Source organism: uncultured Citricoccus sp. (genome assembly GCF_937871995.1).
Lineage (GTDB): Bacteria > Actinomycetota > Actinomycetes > Actinomycetales > Micrococcaceae > Citricoccus.
Genome location: NZ_CALMQR010000008.1, coordinates 15,004 through 33,302, shown reverse-complemented (window position 1 = coordinate 33,302; position 18,299 = coordinate 15,004). Strand labels below are relative to the sequence as shown.

General features: G+C 70.5%; 16 protein-coding genes. 10 read left to right on the top strand and 6 right to left on the bottom strand.

Features of this window, described 5'->3' with window-relative positions:
- The first annotated feature begins 49 nt into the window (after positions 1-49).
- The 3 genes from Q0283_RS00525 (at position 50) to Q0283_RS00515 (ending at position 3,489) form a co-directional block, all read left to right on the top strand.
- Complete coding sequence (locus tag Q0283_RS00525; protein WP_183528714.1) at positions 50-922, top strand: bile acid:sodium symporter family protein; 873 nt, start codon at positions 50-52, stop codon at positions 920-922.
- A gap of 153 nt (positions 923-1,075) precedes the next feature.
- The gene (locus Q0283_RS00520) at positions 1,076-2,155 is read left to right on the top strand and encodes an MBL fold metallo-hydrolase (protein WP_183528712.1); all 1,080 of its coding nucleotides are present in this window, start codon (positions 1,076-1,078) and stop codon (positions 2,153-2,155) included.
- On the top strand, positions 2,152-3,489 hold the full coding sequence (locus tag Q0283_RS00515; RefSeq protein WP_183528710.1) for an MFS transporter: 1,338 nt from the start codon (positions 2,152-2,154) through the stop codon (positions 3,487-3,489). The genes Q0283_RS00520 and Q0283_RS00515 overlap by 4 nt, the downstream gene beginning before the upstream one ends.
- Positions 3,490-3,495: 6 nt before the next feature.
- Here the strand turns inward: Q0283_RS00515 and Q0283_RS00510 are convergent, their stop codons facing one another.
- Genes Q0283_RS00510 through Q0283_RS00500 form a run of 3 tightly spaced genes read right to left on the bottom strand, consistent with a single transcriptional unit; the run spans position 3,496 to position 5,426 of the window.
- Positions 3,496-4,437 (bottom strand): LysR substrate-binding domain-containing protein, encoded by a 942-nt coding sequence (locus tag Q0283_RS00510; RefSeq protein WP_183528708.1) that lies wholly within the window; start codon positions 4,435-4,437, stop codon positions 3,496-3,498.
- 9 nt (positions 4,438-4,446) lie between these two features.
- Positions 4,447-4,905: a GNAT family N-acetyltransferase gene (locus tag Q0283_RS00505; protein ID WP_183528706.1), complete on the bottom strand. Its 459-nt coding sequence runs from the start codon at positions 4,903-4,905 to the stop codon at positions 4,447-4,449.
- 35 nt (positions 4,906-4,940) lie between these two features.
- Positions 4,941-5,426 (bottom strand): MarR family winged helix-turn-helix transcriptional regulator, encoded by a 486-nt coding sequence (locus Q0283_RS00500; RefSeq protein ID WP_183528704.1) that lies wholly within the window; start codon positions 5,424-5,426, stop codon positions 4,941-4,943.
- 267 nt (positions 5,427-5,693) lie between these two features.
- Between Q0283_RS00500 and Q0283_RS00495 the strand changes: the two genes are divergently transcribed.
- Positions 5,694-6,164: a MaoC family dehydratase gene (locus tag Q0283_RS00495; RefSeq protein WP_183528702.1), complete on the top strand. Its 471-nt coding sequence runs from the start codon at positions 5,694-5,696 to the stop codon at positions 6,162-6,164.
- Between the two features lie 38 nt (positions 6,165-6,202).
- A complete protein-coding gene (locus tag Q0283_RS00490; RefSeq protein WP_298041921.1) occupies positions 6,203-7,081 on the top strand; it encodes an amidohydrolase family protein in 879 nt (292 codons plus the stop codon).
- Between the two features lie 25 nt (positions 7,082-7,106).
- On the opposite strand, the gene Q0283_RS00485 is transcribed toward Q0283_RS00490, so the two are convergent.
- Positions 7,107-8,492: an aminomethyl transferase family protein gene (locus Q0283_RS00485; RefSeq protein WP_183528700.1), complete on the bottom strand. Its 1,386-nt coding sequence runs from the start codon at positions 8,490-8,492 to the stop codon at positions 7,107-7,109.
- A gap of 143 nt (positions 8,493-8,635) precedes the next feature.
- Between Q0283_RS00485 and Q0283_RS00480 the strand changes: the two genes are divergently transcribed.
- From Q0283_RS00480 to Q0283_RS00460, 5 genes are all read left to right on the top strand, one after another.
- Positions 8,636-9,583, top strand: a complete 948-nt coding sequence (locus tag Q0283_RS00480) for a LysR family transcriptional regulator (RefSeq protein WP_183528698.1) — start codon at positions 8,636-8,638, stop codon at positions 9,581-9,583.
- 158 nt (positions 9,584-9,741) lie between these two features.
- On the top strand, positions 9,742-10,827 hold the full coding sequence (locus Q0283_RS00475) for an MBL fold metallo-hydrolase (RefSeq protein WP_298041919.1): 1,086 nt from the start codon (positions 9,742-9,744) through the stop codon (positions 10,825-10,827).
- Positions 10,828-11,087: 260 nt separating this feature from the next.
- The gene (locus Q0283_RS00470; RefSeq protein WP_183528696.1) at positions 11,088-12,749 is read left to right on the top strand and encodes an AMP-binding protein; all 1,662 of its coding nucleotides are present in this window, start codon (positions 11,088-11,090) and stop codon (positions 12,747-12,749) included.
- Positions 12,746-13,927 (top strand): acyl-CoA dehydrogenase family protein, encoded by a 1,182-nt coding sequence (locus Q0283_RS00465; RefSeq protein ID WP_183528694.1) that lies wholly within the window; start codon positions 12,746-12,748, stop codon positions 13,925-13,927. The genes Q0283_RS00470 and Q0283_RS00465 overlap by 4 nt, the downstream gene beginning before the upstream one ends.
- A 117-nt stretch (positions 13,928-14,044) precedes the next feature.
- Positions 14,045-15,430, top strand: a complete 1,386-nt coding sequence (locus tag Q0283_RS00460) for an MFS transporter (RefSeq protein WP_298041916.1) — start codon at positions 14,045-14,047, stop codon at positions 15,428-15,430.
- Positions 15,431-15,520: 90 nt separating this feature from the next.
- Here the strand turns inward: Q0283_RS00460 and Q0283_RS00455 are convergent, their stop codons facing one another.
- The gene (locus Q0283_RS00455; protein ID WP_183528690.1) at positions 15,521-16,468 is read right to left on the bottom strand and encodes an ABC transporter ATP-binding protein; all 948 of its coding nucleotides are present in this window, start codon (positions 16,466-16,468) and stop codon (positions 15,521-15,523) included.
- Entirely contained in the window at positions 16,468-18,276 is a 1,809-nt protein-coding gene (locus tag Q0283_RS00450; RefSeq protein WP_183528688.1) for an iron ABC transporter permease, read from the bottom strand. The genes Q0283_RS00455 and Q0283_RS00450 overlap by 1 nt, the downstream gene beginning before the upstream one ends.
- Positions 18,277-18,299: the final 23 nt, after the last annotated feature.

Here is an 18,299-nt window from a genome sequence, read left to right as displayed (position 1 = left end):
GATGGAAAACTGGGGATAGTCTACGGGCCCCGGTGGCCAGAATGACCCTATGGACCTTCAGGCGATCAGTGACCTCGTGGGCGCCGTGTCGGTCCCCCTGTTCGCCGTCACCAGCATGGCCGCCGTCGGGCTCGGCCAGACCGTGCGCCAGTTCATCGCCCCGCTGCGCAGCGGCCGGCTCCTGGTCTCCGGCGCCGTGGCCAACTTCCTCATCGCCCCGGCCCTGGCCCTGGTGCTGACCGCCGTCCTGCCCATCCCCGCGGACGCCCGCATGGGGCTGATGGTCCTGGCCTGCGCGGCCGGCGCTCCCTTCGCGCTGAAGCTGACCCGGCTGGCCCGGGGGGACATGCCCTCCGCCTCCGCGCTGCTGGCCGTCATGCTCGTGGCCACCACGCTGTTCATGCCCGTGGTGCTGCCGATGCTGCTGCCGGGGGCGGAGGTCTCGCCGGCCAGCATCGCCGCGGTCCTGCTGCCCACGATGCTGCTGCCCCTCGGCGCGTCCATCGCCGTGCGCCAGCTCAGTCCAGGACTGGCGGCGCGGTTGCAGGGGCCGGTCCAGCGCCTGAGCTTCTGGTCCATGCTCGTGATGCTCGCCAACCAGTTCCTCGCCGGCCACCGGGAACTGGCCGGGCTCATCGGGACCGGGACCGTCCTGGCGATCGTGCTGTTCACCCTGGCCAACCTCGCGGCCGGGTGGGCGCTGGGGGCCATCAAGCCCGGGGTTGGCCCGATCGTGGGCATCTCCGCCTCCCAGCGCAACATGGGCGTGGCCACGCTGGTGGCCGTGGCGAACTTCGGGGACTCCGCCGCGGTGGTCACCGTCGTGCTGGCCGGATTCCTGGCCCTCATCCTCCTGCTCCCGCTGACCTGGCTCACGGGCCGGGCCGGGCGCGGTGGCCGTGCCCCGGTGGCTACAGTCTGACCTGCGCTGTCACAAGGTGTCGGGACTTCATAGGTTCATCCTATGAGAGTTATTGAATGATTCAGTTTTACTTCATCAGCGATCGGGGACACAGTGGTCTACATCACGCCGCGCTGACGCGGCATCCCCATCCGCTGTCCTCAAGGAGTACCCGTGCAGCCAGCACCGGAGAACGGCCTCGCGCCGCGCATCGTCACCCTCGGCACCGCCGGCGGCCCACGCTGGTGGGCCTCGCAGGAAGGCCGCCATCGGCATGGCATCGCCACCGCCGTGGTGGTGGGGGACGCGTACTACCTGGTGGACGTGGGGCTGGGTGCCGGACGGCAGCTCGAGAAGGCCGGCCTGTCCTTCGACGGCATGCGCGCGGTGTTCGTGACCCACCTGCACTCGGACCACACGGTCGATCTCGCCAGCCTCCTGCTCATGGGCCTGTACGAACGGGACCTCGCGGCCCTCGACCCGATCAGGATCATCGGCCCCGGCGACCGCGGTGCGCTGCCCCCGGTCTCGCCGCGGGCCGACGTCGCCCCTCAGCCGGTGTTCCCGCAGAACCCGACGCCGGGCATCCGCGGCATGGTGGACTCGCTCGTGCAGGCCTACGCCACCGACGTCAACGACCGGGTGCTCGACGCGCTGCGTCCCTCGCCGTTCGACTGCTTCACCGCCACCGATATCGCCATCCCCGAGGGCATCGGATACCACCCCAACGCCAACCCCACCCCCGCGGGCATGGCCCCCTTCGAGGTCTACCGCGACGAGCTGGTGACGGTCACGGCCATCCTCGTCGAGCACCCGCCGGTCGCCCCGGCCTTCGCCTTCCGCTTCGACACCGTGGCGGGCTCGGTGACGATCTCCGGTGACACCACGGCCACCGACAACCTCGTCACCCTCGCCCGGGACACCGACCTGCTGCTCCACGAGGCCATCGACTTCGACTGGGTCGAGGCCCGGTACGGCGGCAGCCCCACCGAGGCCGACCGCGCCTCGATCGACCACCACCGCAAGTCCCACACGAGCCCCGAACAGGCCGTCGAGCTCGCCGAACGGGCCGGCGCCGCCCGCCTGGCCCTGCACCACCTCGTCCCGGGCCACACGCCGGAACAGCGGTGGCGGGACCTGGCCTCGGAGTTCTCCGGCGAGTTCTTCGTCCCCGAGGACCTGGCCACCATCCCCTTTGCCCGCACGACTGCGGACGCCCATACTGCTGCCCTGAAGGTAGGTGCCCTGCGATGACGCACACTGCAACGACGCCCGGCCCGGAGGCCATGGAGATCTCGACCTCGCTCAACACGACGATGATGCGCCGCATCCTCGCCTCGAGCTTCCTGGGGTCGATGATCGAGTTCTACGACTTCATCCTCTTCGCCACCGCGGCCTCGATCGTCTTCAGCCAGGTCTTCTTCGCCGGCATCGATCCCGGACTCGGCCTGTTCGTCTCCTTCACGATCCTCGCGGTCGGCTACATCGCCCGTCCCCTCGGCGGCGTCGTCTTCGGCCACTTCGGCGACCGGCTCGGCCGCAAGGGCGTGCTCGTGACCTCGATGATGCTCATGGGCGCCACGACCGTGGCCATCGGCCTGCTGCCGCCGACGGCCATGATCGGCATCGCCGCGCCGATCCTGCTCGCCGTCTTCCGGGTCATCCAGGGCCTGGCGGTCGGCGGGGAGTGGGGCGGGGCCATGCTGATCGCCCTGGAGCACGCCCCGGCCCAGCGTCGCGGGTTCGCCGCGAGCTTCGCCAACATGGGCGGTCCCGCCGGGGCGATCCTGGCCACCGTGGTGATGTCCGTGTTCACCATGCTCCCGGACGACCAGTTCATCAGCTGGGGCTGGCGCGTCCCGTTCCTGCTCAGCGCGGTGCTGGTCCTGATCGGCCTGGTCGTGCGCCTCAAGGTCCACGAGTCACCGCTGTTCGCCAAGCTCGAGGACACGGCCGAGGAGCGCAAGATCCCGCTGCTCGAGGTGATCACGAAGTACCCCAAGAACCTCACCCTGGGCATCGTCGCCGGGATGAGCTCCTACACCGTGCAGGGACTCATGACCGTCTGGGCCATCTCCTACGTCATCAACGAGGGCCTGGACCAGACGCACACGCTCTGGGTCAAGGCGCTCGGGGCGGCCTCGACCGTCGTCGTCGTGTGGTTCGCGTCCCGGCTGTCCGACCGGGTGGGCCGGCGCCCCGTGATGATCGTCGGGATGCTGATCGGCGCGGCCGCCGCCTTCCCGGTCATGCAGCTGCTGGACCTGGGCACCCTCTGGGCGTTCCTGCTGGCCCTCATCCTGACCCAGGGCTTCGTGCAGGGCACCATCTTCGGTCCCTTCGGTGCCTTCTGCGCCGAACTGTTCCCCACCCGCATCCGGTACACCGGCTCGTCGCTGGTCTACCAGGCCTCCTCGACCCTGGGCGCCGGCTTCACCCCGATGATCGCCTCGGGCCTGGTCGCCTTCGCCGGCGGCTCGCTGTGGCTCATCGGCGCCGTGTGGATCGTCGTGTACCTGGTGGCCGTCCTGGCGACCCTGGCGGTCAAGGAGGGCCGCGACGCGGACCTCGAGGGCGACATGCGCTGACAGCTCCTACCCGTGCCCGGGCGCGCGGCCGGACGGCATCTGCTCGTCCAGCCGCGCGCCCTCCGCCGTGCACAGCGAGATGAGCTCCCGCAGCCGGCGGCTGCGGCGTTCCTGCACGTAGGCGAAGCAGATGTCACTGGGCTCGAAGTTCAGCAGGGGGATGGGGACGATGGGGAACCCGTCATAGGACATGTCCACGGGCGGACGCTGCACGAGGACGCTCCACCCCAGCCCGCGCCCGACGAGCCCGCGGACCGCCTCGAGGCTCGTGGAGCGCCAGCGGATGTTCGGCTCCAGGCCGAGGGCGCGCAGCTTGGGGATCTGGTTGTCCCGGACCGCGGGCACGTCCAGCAGCACGAACGGGTCGTCACCGAACTCGGCGACCTCCACCGCCTCCCGGGACGCCAGGCGGTGCCCGGGGTGCACGAGCGCGTACCCCTGACCCCGGCGGATCACCTCGTGGTGCACGCCGTCGATCAGGTGCCCGGTGTGGGTGATGACGGCGTCGAACCGTCCCTCCAGCATCTGCCGCTGCAGGTCCCGGCCGTCGCCCTCCACGATCTGGACGGACACCTCGGGATGGGGCACGATGAACCGCTCGGCGATGAACGGGACCCAGAACGGCGCCACGGCGGTGTAGCACCCGATGCTGAGCGGACCCACGAGCTGGCCGGCCCGGTCCGCCATCTCCTGCTGGACGTCGGCGGCACGGCGCACCAGCTCGCGTGCGTCCACCAGGAAGCGGCGCCCGGCCGAGGTCAGCTGGATGCCGTGCGAGCGGGTGCGGACCATGAGCTGCTGGCCGACCGCCCGCTCGAGTTCGGTCAGGGACTGGGACATCGCGGCCTGGGAGATGTGCACCGACTCGGCGGCCGCCGTCACGGTCCCCGCGTCCGTGGCCGCGAGGAAGTGCTGCAGTTGCCGCAGCGTGAAACGGAAGGGGTCCATCGCGTCCGCCTATCCTCCGGAGCCCGCGGCGGGGGCGCGCCGCATGGGCACGTGCGGGATCCCGTCCTCGTCATAGGGATCTCCCGCGCGCCGGAAGCCGAAGCGTTCGTACCAGCCCTCCAGGTGGGCCTGGGCGTGCAGGTGGATGACGGCGTCCGGCCGGCACAGGTCGATGCCATGGCGGATCAGCCGGCCGGCGACGCCGCGGCCCCGCGTCGCCGGGGCGGTGGCCACGCGACCGATGGCCGGGGCGGTGCCGTGGACGTCCAGGACGCGGATCGTCCCGAGCACGTCGCCGCCCTCGTGGGCCCAGGCGTGCAGGGTGCCCTCGTGCAGGTCCCGGCCGTCGAGCTCGGGGTAGGGGCAGTCCTGCTCCACGACGAACACGTCGGTCCGCAGGCGCAGCAGGGCGTACAGCTCGGCGGCCGTGATGCCGCCGGCCTCACGGGTCTCCAGGGTGAAGGGCACGGGGCCAGCGTAGTCGGGCGCGGCGGGCCCCGTGCTCAGCGCGGCAGTCCGGCCAGCGCCGTGCGGCAGGCCCGGAGGTTGCTGGCGAACGACTGGCGTTCGGCCGGCGGGATCGCCGCCAGCAGGGCGGACTCGAGCGCGGACACCGGTCCGCTCAGGGATTCCAGGACCTCGCGGCCGGCGTCCGTGAGGTACAGGGGGATGCGGCGGCCGCTGGCGGCATCCTCGGACCGGCGCACGTACCCCGCCTCGAGCAGGGGCGTCATGGTCTCGGCCATCGTCTGGGCCCGGACGAAGGAGCGACGCGCCAGCTCGGAGGACGTGATCCCCGGCCAGCGGGCCAGGACGGCCAGTGCGGTGTACTGGGCGGTGGTCAGTCCGGCGGCCTGTTGAGCGGCCTGTTCCAGCGGGGCGCGCAACCCCGACTCCAGCTGCTTGATGGTGTAGATGAACCATCCCTCGACCAGGCCCGGGGGCGCGGTGGCTGGTGAGTGGCTCTCCTGATCCGGCTCGGTGTCCATTCCACTCCCTCGTCCGTTGTGGCGGGAACCACCCGCGCTCGGGGTCAACCTAGCACGCGGGCCACCGCCGCCTGCCGCCGGTCAACCGGCGTCGCTAGGGCATCCCGGTGGCCTCCCGCCCCGCGTCCTCCGGGTCCCCGCTCCAGTCGGCCCTCACAGTCGAACGTCCTTGACAGTCATTTCAGGTTACCTGAAACTTAGGAGCAGTGTCGGCATCGTGGCCGGCCGCTACCCATCGGCCGTGGTCGTCAAGCGTAGGAGGGCCTCATGGACGTACGCGAGAGCGGCACGCTCAGGACAACGATCGACGGGCTCCCGGAACTGGTGGGTCGCACCTTCGGCCCATCCTCGTGGTTCCGGGTCACCCAGGACGACGTGGACGCCTACGCGCAGGTGTCGCGGGACCACAACCCCATCCACGTCGACCCGGAGGCAGCGGCGCGGAGCCCCTTCGGGCGCACGGTCGCCCACGGTTACCTGACCCTGAGCCTCGTGGTGCCGCTCATGGCAGAGGTATTCGAGGTGACCGACATGGGCACCGGCATGAACTACGGCCTGGACCGGTTGCGGTTCCCGGCTCCGGTGCCCGTGGGCAGCACTATCCGTCTGCGGGGCGAGGTCCTGGGCACCGTCCCCCTCGCTGCCGGACAGCAGGTCACCGTGCGCGTCACGTTCGAGGTGGAGGGTTCGGCGAAACCTGCCTGCGTGGCCGACCTGCTGCTGCGGTACTACGCGTGAACTCCCGCACCGTTATCAACCGAACCGAGGAGGCCCCCGTGTACGAACCACGGATCGACCTGGAGTCCATCGTCGCCATCGACACCCACGTGCATATCGAGGCCGACGCCTGCGGACACGGGGCCCTGCCGGGCGAGCTGACGGAGGCGATGGACGCCTACTTCAAGCGCGACGGAGACCGTCCGGGCCTGGACGCGGTGGCCGACTACTACCGGGGGCTGTCCATGGCGGCGGTGGTCTTCACCGTGGACGCCCGCACGGCCATGAAGACCATGCCGAACAGCAGCACCGAGATCGCGCAGGGGGCCGCCCGGAACAACGATGTGCTGATCCCCTTCGGCAGCGTCGACCCATGGTGCGGGCCGGCGGCCATCGAGGACGCCCGTCGGTTGCACGGGGACTCTGGCGTCCGGGGATTCAAGTTCCATCCGAGCGTCCAGGACTTCCTGCCCAGCGACCCGCAATTCGACCCGCTCTTCACCGTGCTGGAGGAGCTCGGGGTGCCCTGCGTCTTCCACACCGGACAGACGGGCATCGGGGCCGGGATGCCCGGGGGATACGGCATCCGGCTGTCCCTGTCCAACCCCATGCACCTGGACGACCTCGCCGCCCGGCACCCCGGACTGAGGATCATCATGGCCCACCCCTCCGTGCCGTGGCAGGACGAGGCGATCGCCATCGCCACGCACAAGTCCAACACGTGGATCGACCTCTCGGGGTGGTCGCCGAAGTACTTCGAGCCCAAACTCGTGCGCGCGGCCCGGACGTACCTCCAGGACAAGGTCCTGTTCGGGTCGGACTACCCGGCCATCACGCCGGAGCGGTGGATGCGCGACTACCGGGAGCTCCAGATCCCCGACGGCGCCACCCGGAAGATCCTCAAGGACAACGCGGTGGCACTGCTCGGTCTCGACTGACACGAGGCCCCGGTAGCGGGGAGGATCAGTCCCTGCGGTAGTCCTCCCGGGCGTAGGACGAGTACGGGGCGGGGTACACCGTGGCGCGGATCTGCACCTGACGGTGACGCTCCACCGTCGGCTTGGCGGAGTTCGGCTCCTCGCCCCACATCACGCTGACCTCGGTCCCGGGCTCGGCGTGGGAGGCCTCGACGCTCGCCAGGGAGACGAAGACCTGCTCGCCGGTGATGTACCCGGCGTCGTGTGAGATGCCGATGTCCGCGCCCCCGGCCAGCACGCGGTCGACCTGATAGACGCCGTACCGGGCCTTGGGGAAGTCGATGTACTTCGCCGGGGTCCCCGGTTCGTACAGCGAACGCTGGGCGGCGGCGACGTCCTCGGGGTTCCACACCAGCGTGACCTTGGTGCGCTGCGGTTCCTGCGCCAGGCGTTCGAGGGCGCGGCGCCCGATGAAGTCGTGGTCGAAGGCGACGCTGCGGCCGTAACCGAGATCGTAGGGAGTGAGGTAGTAGTCCTCGATGTCCTCGGAGGTAGCGCTTCCGGCGAGTGAACCGGTCCGGGCGGCGGGCAGCCAGTCGAGGTACGCGTCCATGCCCTGGCCCGTGAAGATCGCCGGCAGCGGAGAGGGCACCCAGGCCGACTCGAGGTTGGCCGAGGAGTAGGCCTTGGCCCCGACCGGCACGAGGTCGAACTCGGCGCCGGCCTCGATCAGTGCCTTCCGGACACGCTGGCCCTCGGCCCAGGGGCCGAAGAGCTCGAAGCCGGGCTGGCCGGCCATGCCGTGGCGCAGCGAGCGGACCTCGACGCCGGCGATGGTGAACGTGGTCATGTGGAAGAACCTGGTCTTCGGCACCGGGGCCCCGGTGACCTTCTCCATCAGGTCCAGTGCCCGGGGGCCCTGGACCTCGTAGCGGTAGAGGGCGGGATCCTGACCCGGGGTGCGCATCAGGGAGTTGGCGTCGCGCTCGAACGTGACGTCGTAGTCACCGGTCTCGCCGATGTACTGGACCCAGTCGAGCACCATGAACCAGCCCACGAGGTCGAAACGGTCCTCCTCGAGGTGGAACAGGATGGCGTCGCCGATGAGGTAGCCCTCGTGGTTGACGGCGACGAACTGCTTGGCCTTGTCCACGCCGAAGGTCGCGAAGCTGTTCACGCCGGTGTCGCTGAGCAGCCTGAGTGCATCCGGGCCGGAGATGAACAGGTCGGTCATGTGGTGGGACTGGTCGAGCAGGGCCACCGAGTCGCGCCAGGCCAATTGCTCCGAACGCCAATTGCTGAACTCTGGGGTGACGGGGAAGATCGTGGGGCGCGACTGCGCGTTGCGCAGCATCTCCACGGGGCTCCCGACGCGGGCGATGGCCTGGGCCGCGGATTCGGTCGTCGCGGCCTGCGGGGCGTAAACGGTCATGGTTGCTCCTGGAATGCGGGTGAAGGGGTCGAGCACGGCGGGCTGTGATCCATGTTACGTAGCCAGACGCATGTTCCCAGGGGTTGGGGATAATGATTGCTTATGAATCGAGCAGCGGGACTTAGTGGCACGAGGCGCGTGGCGTGGACCTGAACCTGTTGCGCGTATTCGTCGCGGTCTACGAGACGGGCAGCCTCACCACGGCGGCGCGCCGGCTCTTCGTGACCCAGCCGGCGGTGAGCCAGGCCCTGGGTCGGCTGCGCCGCGAACTCGACGACCCGCTGTTCGAGCGGGACGGCAGGACCATGCGTCCCACCCCGGTGGCCTCCACCGTGTTCCCGGCCTTCCGTGAGGCGCTGTCCGGGGTCGACCGTGCCCTGGACGAGATCCACGGCTTCGACCCGGCACTCACGGACCGTCGTTTCCGCATCGCCATGTCCGAACTCGGGGAGATCGGGTGGGCGCCGTCCATCCTGCGGGCCGTCCGGGCGCGGGCGCCCCGGGTTGGCGTCGATGTCGTGGCGATGGACGTCCAGGCGCTGCCGGAATGGCTCTCCCGGGGGACCGTCGACCTGGCTGTGACGCCCTCCCCGGTCCCGGGTGGCTTCGACCACGTGGCCCTGAAGTCGCAGTCGTACGGGGTGGCGATGTCCGCGGACCATCCGCTCGCCATGGCGCCGGTCTCCCTGGCGGACTACGTCTCGGCCGAGCACGTCGCGGTGGGGAGTGATTCCGGCCTGCCCAACCTCGCAGCCGCCCTGGGCCGGCTGGGCGCGGTCATCACCCCCCAGGTGACGGTGAACCATTTCACCTCCCTGCCGTCCCTGCTGGCGGGGGACCGGGGGCTGATCGCGACCGTCCCCGACACCATCGCCGCCGGATGGGCGACCACGTGGCCGATCGTCGTACAGCCCCTGCCCTTCGAGATGCCGGCCGTGGACGTCCGCCTCTACCGTCGGGCGACCACGCAGCAGACGGCGGCACTGGACTGGATCTTCACCACGGTGGCCAGGGCGATCCAGGGGTCCACGGGGCAGTTCTTCGCGATCCACGGTGACCCCATCGTGGGAAGGCCGCATCACCGCGCGTGAGTATCGGGGAGCCCTGATGTCTTCGGGCGGGGAGCGCAGCCTCCCGGGGCCTTGTCTCAGGAGAACCCCTCCTCCATAGTGGGTGAGCAGCCGAATGTTTCAGCCAGCCTGAAATATAGGCAGCTCGGCGTTCTGGCTCTCAACCCTTTGGAGGAACCATGGCATCCACCCCGCGATCCCCTCGACCGTCTCGCCGCGCCATTCTGGGTGCTGGGGGAGCGATGGCCCTTGGTGCCCCCTTCCTGGCCGCTGGTGGCGCGTCAGCGGACGAGACCCCGGTGCTCGCTGCTCCGGGCAAGGTCCCGGAGGCGGGAATGCACCTGGTCACCCTGGGCACCGCAGCCGGCCCGGCCATCCGCGGGTCGCGGCACGGGATATCGAGCGCTGTCATCGTGGATGGCCTGCATTACCTCGTGGACTTCGGTTTGGGCATGCCGAGGCAGGCCAGCGAGGCCGGGCTGACCGGCAGTACGCTTCGCCAGGCGTTCGTCACCCACCTGCACTCGGACCATGTCTCCGAGCTGAGCGCCTACATGCTCTACAACTGGGACACCCCGGTGCAGGGCGTGACGTCGAGGGTGGGGATCATGGGGCCCGGCCGAGCCCGCCTGCCCCAAGGGTTCCGGCCTGTTGTCGAACCGAGCCAGACCGGCATGAAGGATGTCGTCGACCATCTGCTGAAGGCCAATGGCTATGACATCAATATCCGCACCACCGACGAGGCGCGCATTCCGCTCGACGAACTCTTTGAAGGCGTGGACATCGACCTGCCTCGCGGACTGAAGGCCGACCCGGACCGTCATCCTGTGCCGGAGATGGAGCCGTTCACCATCTATGAGGACGACCGCGTTCGAGTTCAGGCGACACTCGTGGAACACCTGCCGGTCTTTCCTTCTTTCGGATTCCGGTTCGAGTCCGACCACGGGGTCATCTCGTTCTCCGGGGACACCGCCGAGCACTCCAACGTGGCGCGGCTGAGTCGTGATGCGGACATCATGGTCCACGAGGTCATCAATATGGACTACTACCGCGACCGGGGCTTCACCGAGGAATACCTGCATCACCTGGAGTCCAGCCACACGTCCCCAGAGGGTATTGGGCGGATCGCCACCGAGGCCGGTGCGAAGAGCGTGGTGGTCAGCCACGTGGCAGGGGTGTTCTCGCATGCGGACTTGACCGGCATCGGCGCGCACTACGACGGCTCGTACACCCTGGCGGCCGACCGGCAGATCTTCAGCCTCTGAGGACCACACCTTCCACTTCCAGTGCTGGCAGTGCTGGGGCCGCGGATGTGCCCCCTTGGCGTTCGGGTGCGTACCCCGGGGCTGGTCGGACCTGCGCGCAGGGACCGCAGGGCCGAACCACTCTGCGCGTTGACGGTGCGCTGCGCTCCTGGAAGCAGGCCAGGGCTCGAGGGCCTTGACGATTATTTCAGGACACCTGAAACTACTTGTGGGATCCGTCACATGGGCGGCGTCCTCCCTCGCGGTACAGGAGCGTTCGGATGTACGACAACTACGCAGTCCTCTGGAACCGGATAGCCAGACGCCGCCCGGAGCTCGTCGCGCTGCGGTCCGACGGGCAGTCCGTCAGCTACGAGGAGTTCGAGGCTCGAGCCGGGGCCGCCGCAACGGCGCTGCGGGACCAGGGCCTGTGCGCCGGGGACCGGGTGGCGTTCTTCCTGCACAACACCGTCGAGTACCTCGTGCTCTTCTACGCCTGTCTCAAGCTCGAGGCCATTCCCGTGTCCATCAACTACCGTTACCGCGGTGCCGAGGTGGCCGCATTACTGGCGGTGGCCCGCCCCGCCGCGCTCGTCCACGCCCCGGGCACCGTTGCCGTCGTCCAGGACGCACTGGAGCGGGTCGCCGGGACGGAGGCCTCACCACGGTTCGTGGTCGTGGCCGGTGGCGGACGTGCGGACGGGGCACCGGTCCGGGAGCCGGTGGTCCTTCCTCCCCGCGTGGCGCGCCTGGCCTATGCGGACCTGGTGGCCGCAGTCCCGGCCTCGCTGCCCGACCCGGGCCGGGACGCCGAGGTCTACATCTTCACCGGCGGGACCACGGGCACTCCCAAGGCCGTGGTCTGGGGGATCGGAGACCTCCTGCACATCCAGCAGTCCTCGATCTACGCACCACTGGGGCTGGAGTATCCCGCGGACGTGGAGGCCGCCGTCGCCGTGGCGGTGTCCGCGGACCGCCCGGCCGTGACCACCCTGCCGCTGGCGCCGTTCATCCACGCCACCGCCCTCTTCAGCGTCATGAACACCCTGGCCCTGGGCGGCACGGTGATCATCAACCCGGACCCCAGCCTGGTCCCCGAGGACGTGGTGCGACTGATCATCGACGAACGGGTGAGCCGGCTTATCGTAGCCGGGGACGCCGTGGCCGTGCCCATCGTCGAGGCCCTTGAAACACGCTTGCAGGGCGCCCGGTCCGGACTGACGTCCGTGATCAGTTCGGGGATGCGGTTCAGTGACGAGACCAAGCGCCGGATCCACCGATTGGGGCAGGTGGCGATCGTGGACATCCTCGCCTCCACGGAAGGGGGTCCCTACGCCATCGCCACCACAACGCGCGCCGAGGACCTCCCGGCTCGGTTCCGTCTCGCGGAGGACGCCGTGGTGCTGGACGAGGCGCGGCGCGAGGTGCAGGACGTGCCAGGTGCGACCGGCGTGCTGGCCTACCGCGGGGCCCTGCCCAAGGGTTACCTGGACGACCCGCGGAAGTCGGAGGAGAGCTACCCGGTCATCAACGGGGTCCGTCACTGTTCACCCGGGGACTACGTCCGGGTAGACGAGCATGGCTTCATCGAGTTGCTCGGGCGGGGCAGTTCCGTGGTGAACACGGGCGGGGAGAAGGTCTTTCCGGGTGAGGTCGAGGAGGCGTTGCTGGACCACCCGGCGGTGACCGATGCCGTCGTCTTCGGGGTGCCGGACCCGCGCTGGGGCGAGCGAGTGGCCGCCGTCGTCGCCGTGGCCCCGGGGTCGGGCACTACCGCACAGGACCTGTTGGACCACGTTGCACCCCGGTTGGCCGGATACAAGAAACCGCGCACGCTGGTCCTGCGCGACACCCTCGAGCGGAGACCGAGCGGGAAGCTGGACATGAGGGCGATCAAGACCGCCGTGGCGGACGCCGGCCCGAAGCGGGCGGGCACGGTATGAGCACCGGCCTCCTCGGCACGGCCGATTACTACGGGTTCGCCGAGCAGTTGAGCGGGGCCGAACGCACCGTGCTGCGGCGGTTGCGGGAGTTCCTGCTGACCGAGGCCGCACCGGTCCTGGCCGACCACTGGGAACGGGGCGAGGCGCCGCTGTTCCTGCGGGACCGACTGGCGAGGCTGGACCTGGTGGACCCCGCGGAGATCCGCGACGCCGGGGAGGCCGTCCGGCCGTTGTTCACCGGGTTCCGGAACCTGGAGTTCTCCCGCGTCGACGGGTCCCTGGCCATCCTGTTCGGCGGCCAGGCCGGCATGTTCCGCACCGTGGTGCAGGCCGGGGCCAGCCCGGAACAGTTTTCCGCATGGGACGAGGACATCGCGGAGTTCCGGATGACCGGGTGCTTCGCCCTGACCGAGCCCGAGCACGGTTCCGACATCGCCCGTGGCGTCCAGACCGAGGCCCGCCGCGACGGTGGCGACTGGGTACTCACCGGAGCCAAACGCTGGATCGGCAACGCTGCGTCCTCCGACTACGTAGCAGTGGCCGCCCGCGACACCGAGGACCACCAGGTCAAGGTCTTCCTGGCCCGCACCGACGATCCGGGCATGACCATCACCACGATCCGCGGCAAGACCTCCCTGCGCATGGTGGACAACGCCGACATCACCCTCGACGGCGTCCGGGTGCCGGACTCACACCGCCTGCAGGAGATCAACTCCTTCGCCGACCTCAACCGGGCCTTCCGGATTTTGCGTCCGGACGCGGTGTGGAACGCCACCGGCCTGCAGATCGGCCTCTTCGAGACCGTGCTCGACTACACGCGGCAGCGAGAGCAATTCGGCCGGCCGATCGCGTCGTTCCAGCTGGTCCAGGACCAGCTGGTCACCATGCTCGGCAACGCCAACGCCTCCCTGGCGCTCGCGGTCCGCCTGGCGCAGCTCGCCGACGGCGACGGCGTCGGCGACGCTCAGGCGGCCCTGGCCAAGACCTGGGTGTGCCGCCACATGCGCCACACTGCCTCACTGGGCCGGGAATTGCTGGGCGGCAACGGCATCCTGCTGGAGCACCAGGCCGCCCGGTTCCACGCGGACGCCGAGTCCCTCTACACCTTCGAGGGCACGGACCAGATCAACACCCTGATCGTCGGACGGGACATCACCGGCCATGGGGCCTTCGTCTAGCAGACAGGAGGGTTCCGATCACCTCTTCCCACCCCCTTCACCCCTCTCATCACCTCACCCATCAGTCCCTCTTCACCACCCCTGCGCCGCAGGCCGGATGAACTGGAGCAGCATTCCATGACGCACCTTCCCGAACACACCCGTCAGCAATCCCCGGACAGCCCGACGGCGGCCGGCCCGATACCCCGGGCCCCCGGCACCCCGGTATCCGCGACCGACCCGGCCAGGGCCCGGGAGGCCCGCCGCGTCATCGGTGCGACGTTCCTGGGCACCACGATCGAGTGGTACGACTTCTTCCTCTACGCGGCGTCCGCCGCACTGATCTTCGGACCCCAGTTCTTCCCCTCGGACAACGCCACGGCCAGCCAGATCGGAGCCTTCGCGACCTTCGCATTCGGCTTCATCGCCCGGCCGATCGGCGGCATCCTCGCCGGCCACTTCGGAGACCGGATCGGCCGCAAGCGGATGCTGGTCCTGTCCCTGTACCTGATGGGCGGGGCCACCGTGCTGATCGGCCTGATCCCCACCTATGCCACCATCGGCATCTGGGCGCCGATCCTGCTGACGCTGCTGCGGCTCATCCAGGGCCTCGGCGTGGGCGCCGAGTGGGGTGGTGCCGTGACGATGGCCATCGAGCACGCCCCCGCGAACAAGCGGTCCCTCTACGGTGCCGCCCCGACCATCGGGCTGCCGGCCGGACTGATGCTCGCCAACCTGATGCTCATCATCCTGATGGCCGTGACCGGTCCGGCCTTCCTGGAGTGGGGCTGGCGGATCGCCTTCGTGATCAGCTTCCTGCTGGTCGTCGTGGGGATCTGGGCCCGCCGCCGGCTGGGTGAGAGCCCGCTGTTCGAGGAGTCCGTGAAGAACGAACCGGCCAAGGTGCCCTTCCTGGAGGTCTTCAGGGGCTTCACCCCGCAACTGCTCCTGACGGTCTTCGTGGCCGGCGTGCCCTCGATCCTGTCCTACATCGTGCTGACCTGGGCCCTCTCCTACGGCACCACTCAGATCGGTTACTCCCAGTCCGCACTGCTCTGGATCGGCATCGCGTGCTGCGTCCTGCAGATCGTCATGGTGCCCCTCCTGGCCCGGCGGGCGGACCGGACCGGCCTGACCAGGATGGCGGTGGCGGGGGCCACCCTCATGATCGCAGGGGCGCTGCTGTTCTTCCCCCTGTTCAACACCGGGAACATCTGGCTGGCCGCCCTGGCCACGCTGCTGGCGCACGCCTCCACGTCCTTCGCCTGGGCCGTGGTCCCGCCGATCCTCACGCAGGCGTTCCCGGGGCGGGTCCGCTACTCCGGCATCAGCATGGCCTACCAGTTCGGTGCCATCGTCGGCGGGGGTTTCGCACCCCTGATCGCCACGACGCTGCTGGCCCGCACCGGGACCAGCTGGTCGGTGGCCGGATACGTCGTCGTCGCCTGCCTCGTCATGCTGGCGTGCACCCTGGCGCTGACCCGGTACCGCACCCACCGCGACTACGCGGACGACGCCGCCTGAGGCCGCGGTGCGACCCCACCGGGATCCGCTCCTGCTCCGGTGACGTGCACGCCCCCGACCGCCCTCGGTGCGCGGCCGGGGGCGTGCACGTCACCCCACCCGCAACAGCACCTCGGCGCCGGGCTCGGCCCGCAGGCCGGGCACCTCCACCTCGGTGGCGTACAGCTCGACGACGGCGCCGGCGTCCGTGGGGCGCAGCACCACCCCGCGCAGCCGCCCGCTGCTGCCGAGCACCTCGGCCACGCCGGCGGCACCCGCGTCCGGGGCCAGCGCGGACCGGCCGTCCGCGGATCCGGCCACCGTCGTCGTGCCGTCCGCGCGCCCGGGGCCGCCGGCCGCTCCCGCCGCGACACCGAGGAGTTCCGCCCGCGTCCCCACCGCCAGCACCCGGCCCTCGCCCATGACGGCGATCCGGTCCGCCACGGTGAAGGCCTCGGCGTGGTCATGGGTCACGTACACGGCGGTCGTCCCCGTGCTCGTCAGGATCCTGCGCAGGTCCACGGCCAGGCGTTCGCGCAGCGCCCGGTCCAGGGCGGACAGCGGCTCGTCCAGCAGCAGCAGCCGCGGCCTGGTCGCCAGGGAGCGGGCCAGGGCCACGCGCTGGGCCTGGCCGCCGGAGAGTGTCTGCACGGCGCGGTTCCCGTAGCCCTCCAGTCCCACGAGCCGCAGCATCTCGTCCACGCGTGTGCGCCGCTCGGCCCGGCTCAGTCCCGAGGTCTCCAGTCCGTAGCCGATGTTCCGCGCCACCGACCGGTGGGGGAACAGCTGCCCGTCCTGGAACACCATCCCGCACCCGCGCTCGTGCACGGGCACCCGGTTCATCCGCCGGCCGCGCATCCACAGGCTTCCGGCGGACACCCGCTCCAGCCCGGCGATCCCGCGCAGCAGCGTCGACTTGCCCGAGCCCGAGGCGCCCAGCAGCGCGACGATCTCGCCGGCGTCGACGGCCAGGTCCATGTCCCGCACCGCCACGAACCCGTTCGGGTACGCCACGGACACGCCCTCGCACACCAGCGCCCGCTCTGTCTCGACACCCATCAGAACCCCGCTCCCGTCCCGGCCGCGCCCCGCGGGCGCAACCGCTCACACACCAGCATCACCGTCGCGGTCAGCACCGCCAGGATCACCGACCCGGCCATCGCCATCCCGTAGTTGTCCTCCCCGGGCCGGCCCAGCAGGCGCACGATGAGCACCGGCAGGGTCTGGTAGTCGGGGGAGGCGAGGAACGTCGTCGCCCCGAACTCGCCCAGGGACACCGCGAACGCGAACCCGGCGGCCAGCCCGAGTCCGCGCGCCAGGAACGGCCCGTCCACGGTCCGCAGCACCCGCCCGGGAGAGGCACCCAGCACGGCCGCGGCCTCCCGCAACCGCGGGTCCACGGCCCGCAGCACCGGCACCAGCGAACGGACGACGAGCGGCAGCGCGACCACGGCCTGGGCCAGCGGCACCAGCGCGCCCGAGTACGCCAGCTGCGGGGCGGAGGCCACGAGGGACACCACGAACCCGAAGCCCACCGTCACCGCGGACACCCCCAGCGGCAGCATGATCGCCGCGTCGAACAGCCGCTGGGCCCGCACCGCCCACCGCGAGCGCACCGGCCGGGTCAGCAGCAGCGCCAGCGGCACCCCGACCACCAGCGTGATGACCGTGGCGTCCAGGGCGATCTTCACCGAGTGCTCCAGGGCCTGCAGCACCGTGGTCCCGCCGGCGAACCCGGACCCGGCGCTCGAGCCGAGGAGCTCGTAGTTGCGCAGCCCCCAGCCCTGCGAGGACTGGAAGGACCGCGCCACCAGCGCCACGATCGGCGCGGCGATCAGCAGCACCACGGTCAGCATCGTCACCGCGAACGGCACCGCGTCCGCGCGCCGCAGCGGGTGGGAGGTCGGTTCGCGCAACCGCAGCGCCGTCTCGGTCCCGGCGCGGAACCGGTTGGCCAGCGTCACCGCCAGGATCACCACCACGAACTGCAGCGTGGAGAACACCGCCGCCGTGCGCAGGTCCAGGAACGCCGTCGTCTGGATGTAGATCTCGGTCTCCAGGGTGCCCACGCCCGGCCGGCCCAGGGTCTGCACGATCCCGAACGCCGTCGAGCAGAACAGGAACACCAGCGACCCGGCCGAGGCGATCGCCGGTCCCAGCGCCGGGACGGTGACGGTCACGAACGTCCGCCACGGCGAGGCCCCCAGCATCCGGGCGGCCTCCCCAGTGCGCGGGTCCAGCGTGGACCACAGGGCACCGACCTGGCGCACCACCACGGAGAAGTTGAAGAACACCATCGCCAGCACGACGGCCGTGAGCGTCTGGTCCAGCCCCAGGAACCCCAGCGGGCCGTTCTCGGCCAGCAGCGCCCGGAACGCGGTGCCCACCACCACCGTCGGCAGCACGAAGGGCACCGTGGACAGCCCGCGCAGCAGGTTCCGCCCGGGGAACCGGCACCGGTACAGGACGTACGCCCCGGGCAGCCCCAGCAGCAGCGATCCCAGTGTTCCGGCCACCGCCAGTCCCAGCGTCTGCCCCACGAGCCGCCAGGTGCGCGACTCGGCCAGCACCTCGGCGAAGGCGCCGAGGTCGAGCTGCCCGGCGGCGTTCGTCACGCCACGGGCCAGCATCGACCCGACGGGCCACAGGAAGAACACCGCCAGGAACGCCAGCGGGACGGCGGCGACCACCGTCCACACCAGCCCGCGGCCCACCGGGCCGGCGGCACGCCTCCACCGCCCGGGCACGACGTCCGCCCGGTCACCGCCCGGCGGGGCGGTTCCGGTCTCCGGGGCCCGACCGGACGCCGGCACCCGGGTGGGGGCCGGCGTCGGGACCAGGGCCGGGTCTCCCGGGACCAGGCTCATCCGTCGCGTCCTGTCCGGTGGGG

What these genes read in the sequence shown, in the direction of transcription:
- Q0283_RS00485 (WP_183528700.1), bottom strand. Translation starts at nt 8,492, where the DNA reads ATGACCGTTTACGCCCCGCAGGCCGCGACGACCGAATCCGCGGCCCAG.
- Q0283_RS00510 (WP_183528708.1), bottom strand. Translation starts at nt 4,437, where the DNA reads ATGGACCCCTTCCGTTTCACGCTGCGGCAACTGCAGCACTTCCTCGCG.
- Q0283_RS00525 (WP_183528714.1), top strand. Translation starts at nt 50, where the DNA reads ATGGACCTTCAGGCGATCAGTGACCTCGTGGGCGCCGTGTCGGTCCCC.
- Q0283_RS00495 (WP_183528702.1), top strand. Translation starts at nt 5,694, where the DNA reads ATGGACGTACGCGAGAGCGGCACGCTCAGGACAACGATCGACGGGCTC.
- Q0283_RS00515 (WP_183528710.1), top strand. Translation starts at nt 2,152, where the DNA reads ATGACGCACACTGCAACGACGCCCGGCCCGGAGGCCATGGAGATCTCG.
- Q0283_RS00460 (WP_298041916.1), top strand. Translation starts at nt 14,045, where the DNA reads ATGACGCACCTTCCCGAACACACCCGTCAGCAATCCCCGGACAGCCCG.
- Q0283_RS00500 (WP_183528704.1), bottom strand. Translation starts at nt 5,426, where the DNA reads ATGGACACCGAGCCGGATCAGGAGAGCCACTCACCAGCCACCGCGCCC.
- Q0283_RS00475 (WP_298041919.1), top strand. Translation starts at nt 9,742, where the DNA reads ATGGCATCCACCCCGCGATCCCCTCGACCGTCTCGCCGCGCCATTCTG.
- Q0283_RS00470 (WP_183528696.1), top strand. Translation starts at nt 11,088, where the DNA reads ATGTACGACAACTACGCAGTCCTCTGGAACCGGATAGCCAGACGCCGC.
- Q0283_RS00450 (WP_183528688.1), bottom strand. Translation starts at nt 18,276, where the DNA reads ATGAGCCTGGTCCCGGGAGACCCGGCCCTGGTCCCGACGCCGGCCCCC.
- Q0283_RS00455 (WP_183528690.1), bottom strand. Translation starts at nt 16,468, where the DNA reads ATGGGTGTCGAGACAGAGCGGGCGCTGGTGTGCGAGGGCGTGTCCGTG.
- Q0283_RS00465 (WP_183528694.1), top strand. Translation starts at nt 12,746, where the DNA reads ATGAGCACCGGCCTCCTCGGCACGGCCGATTACTACGGGTTCGCCGAG.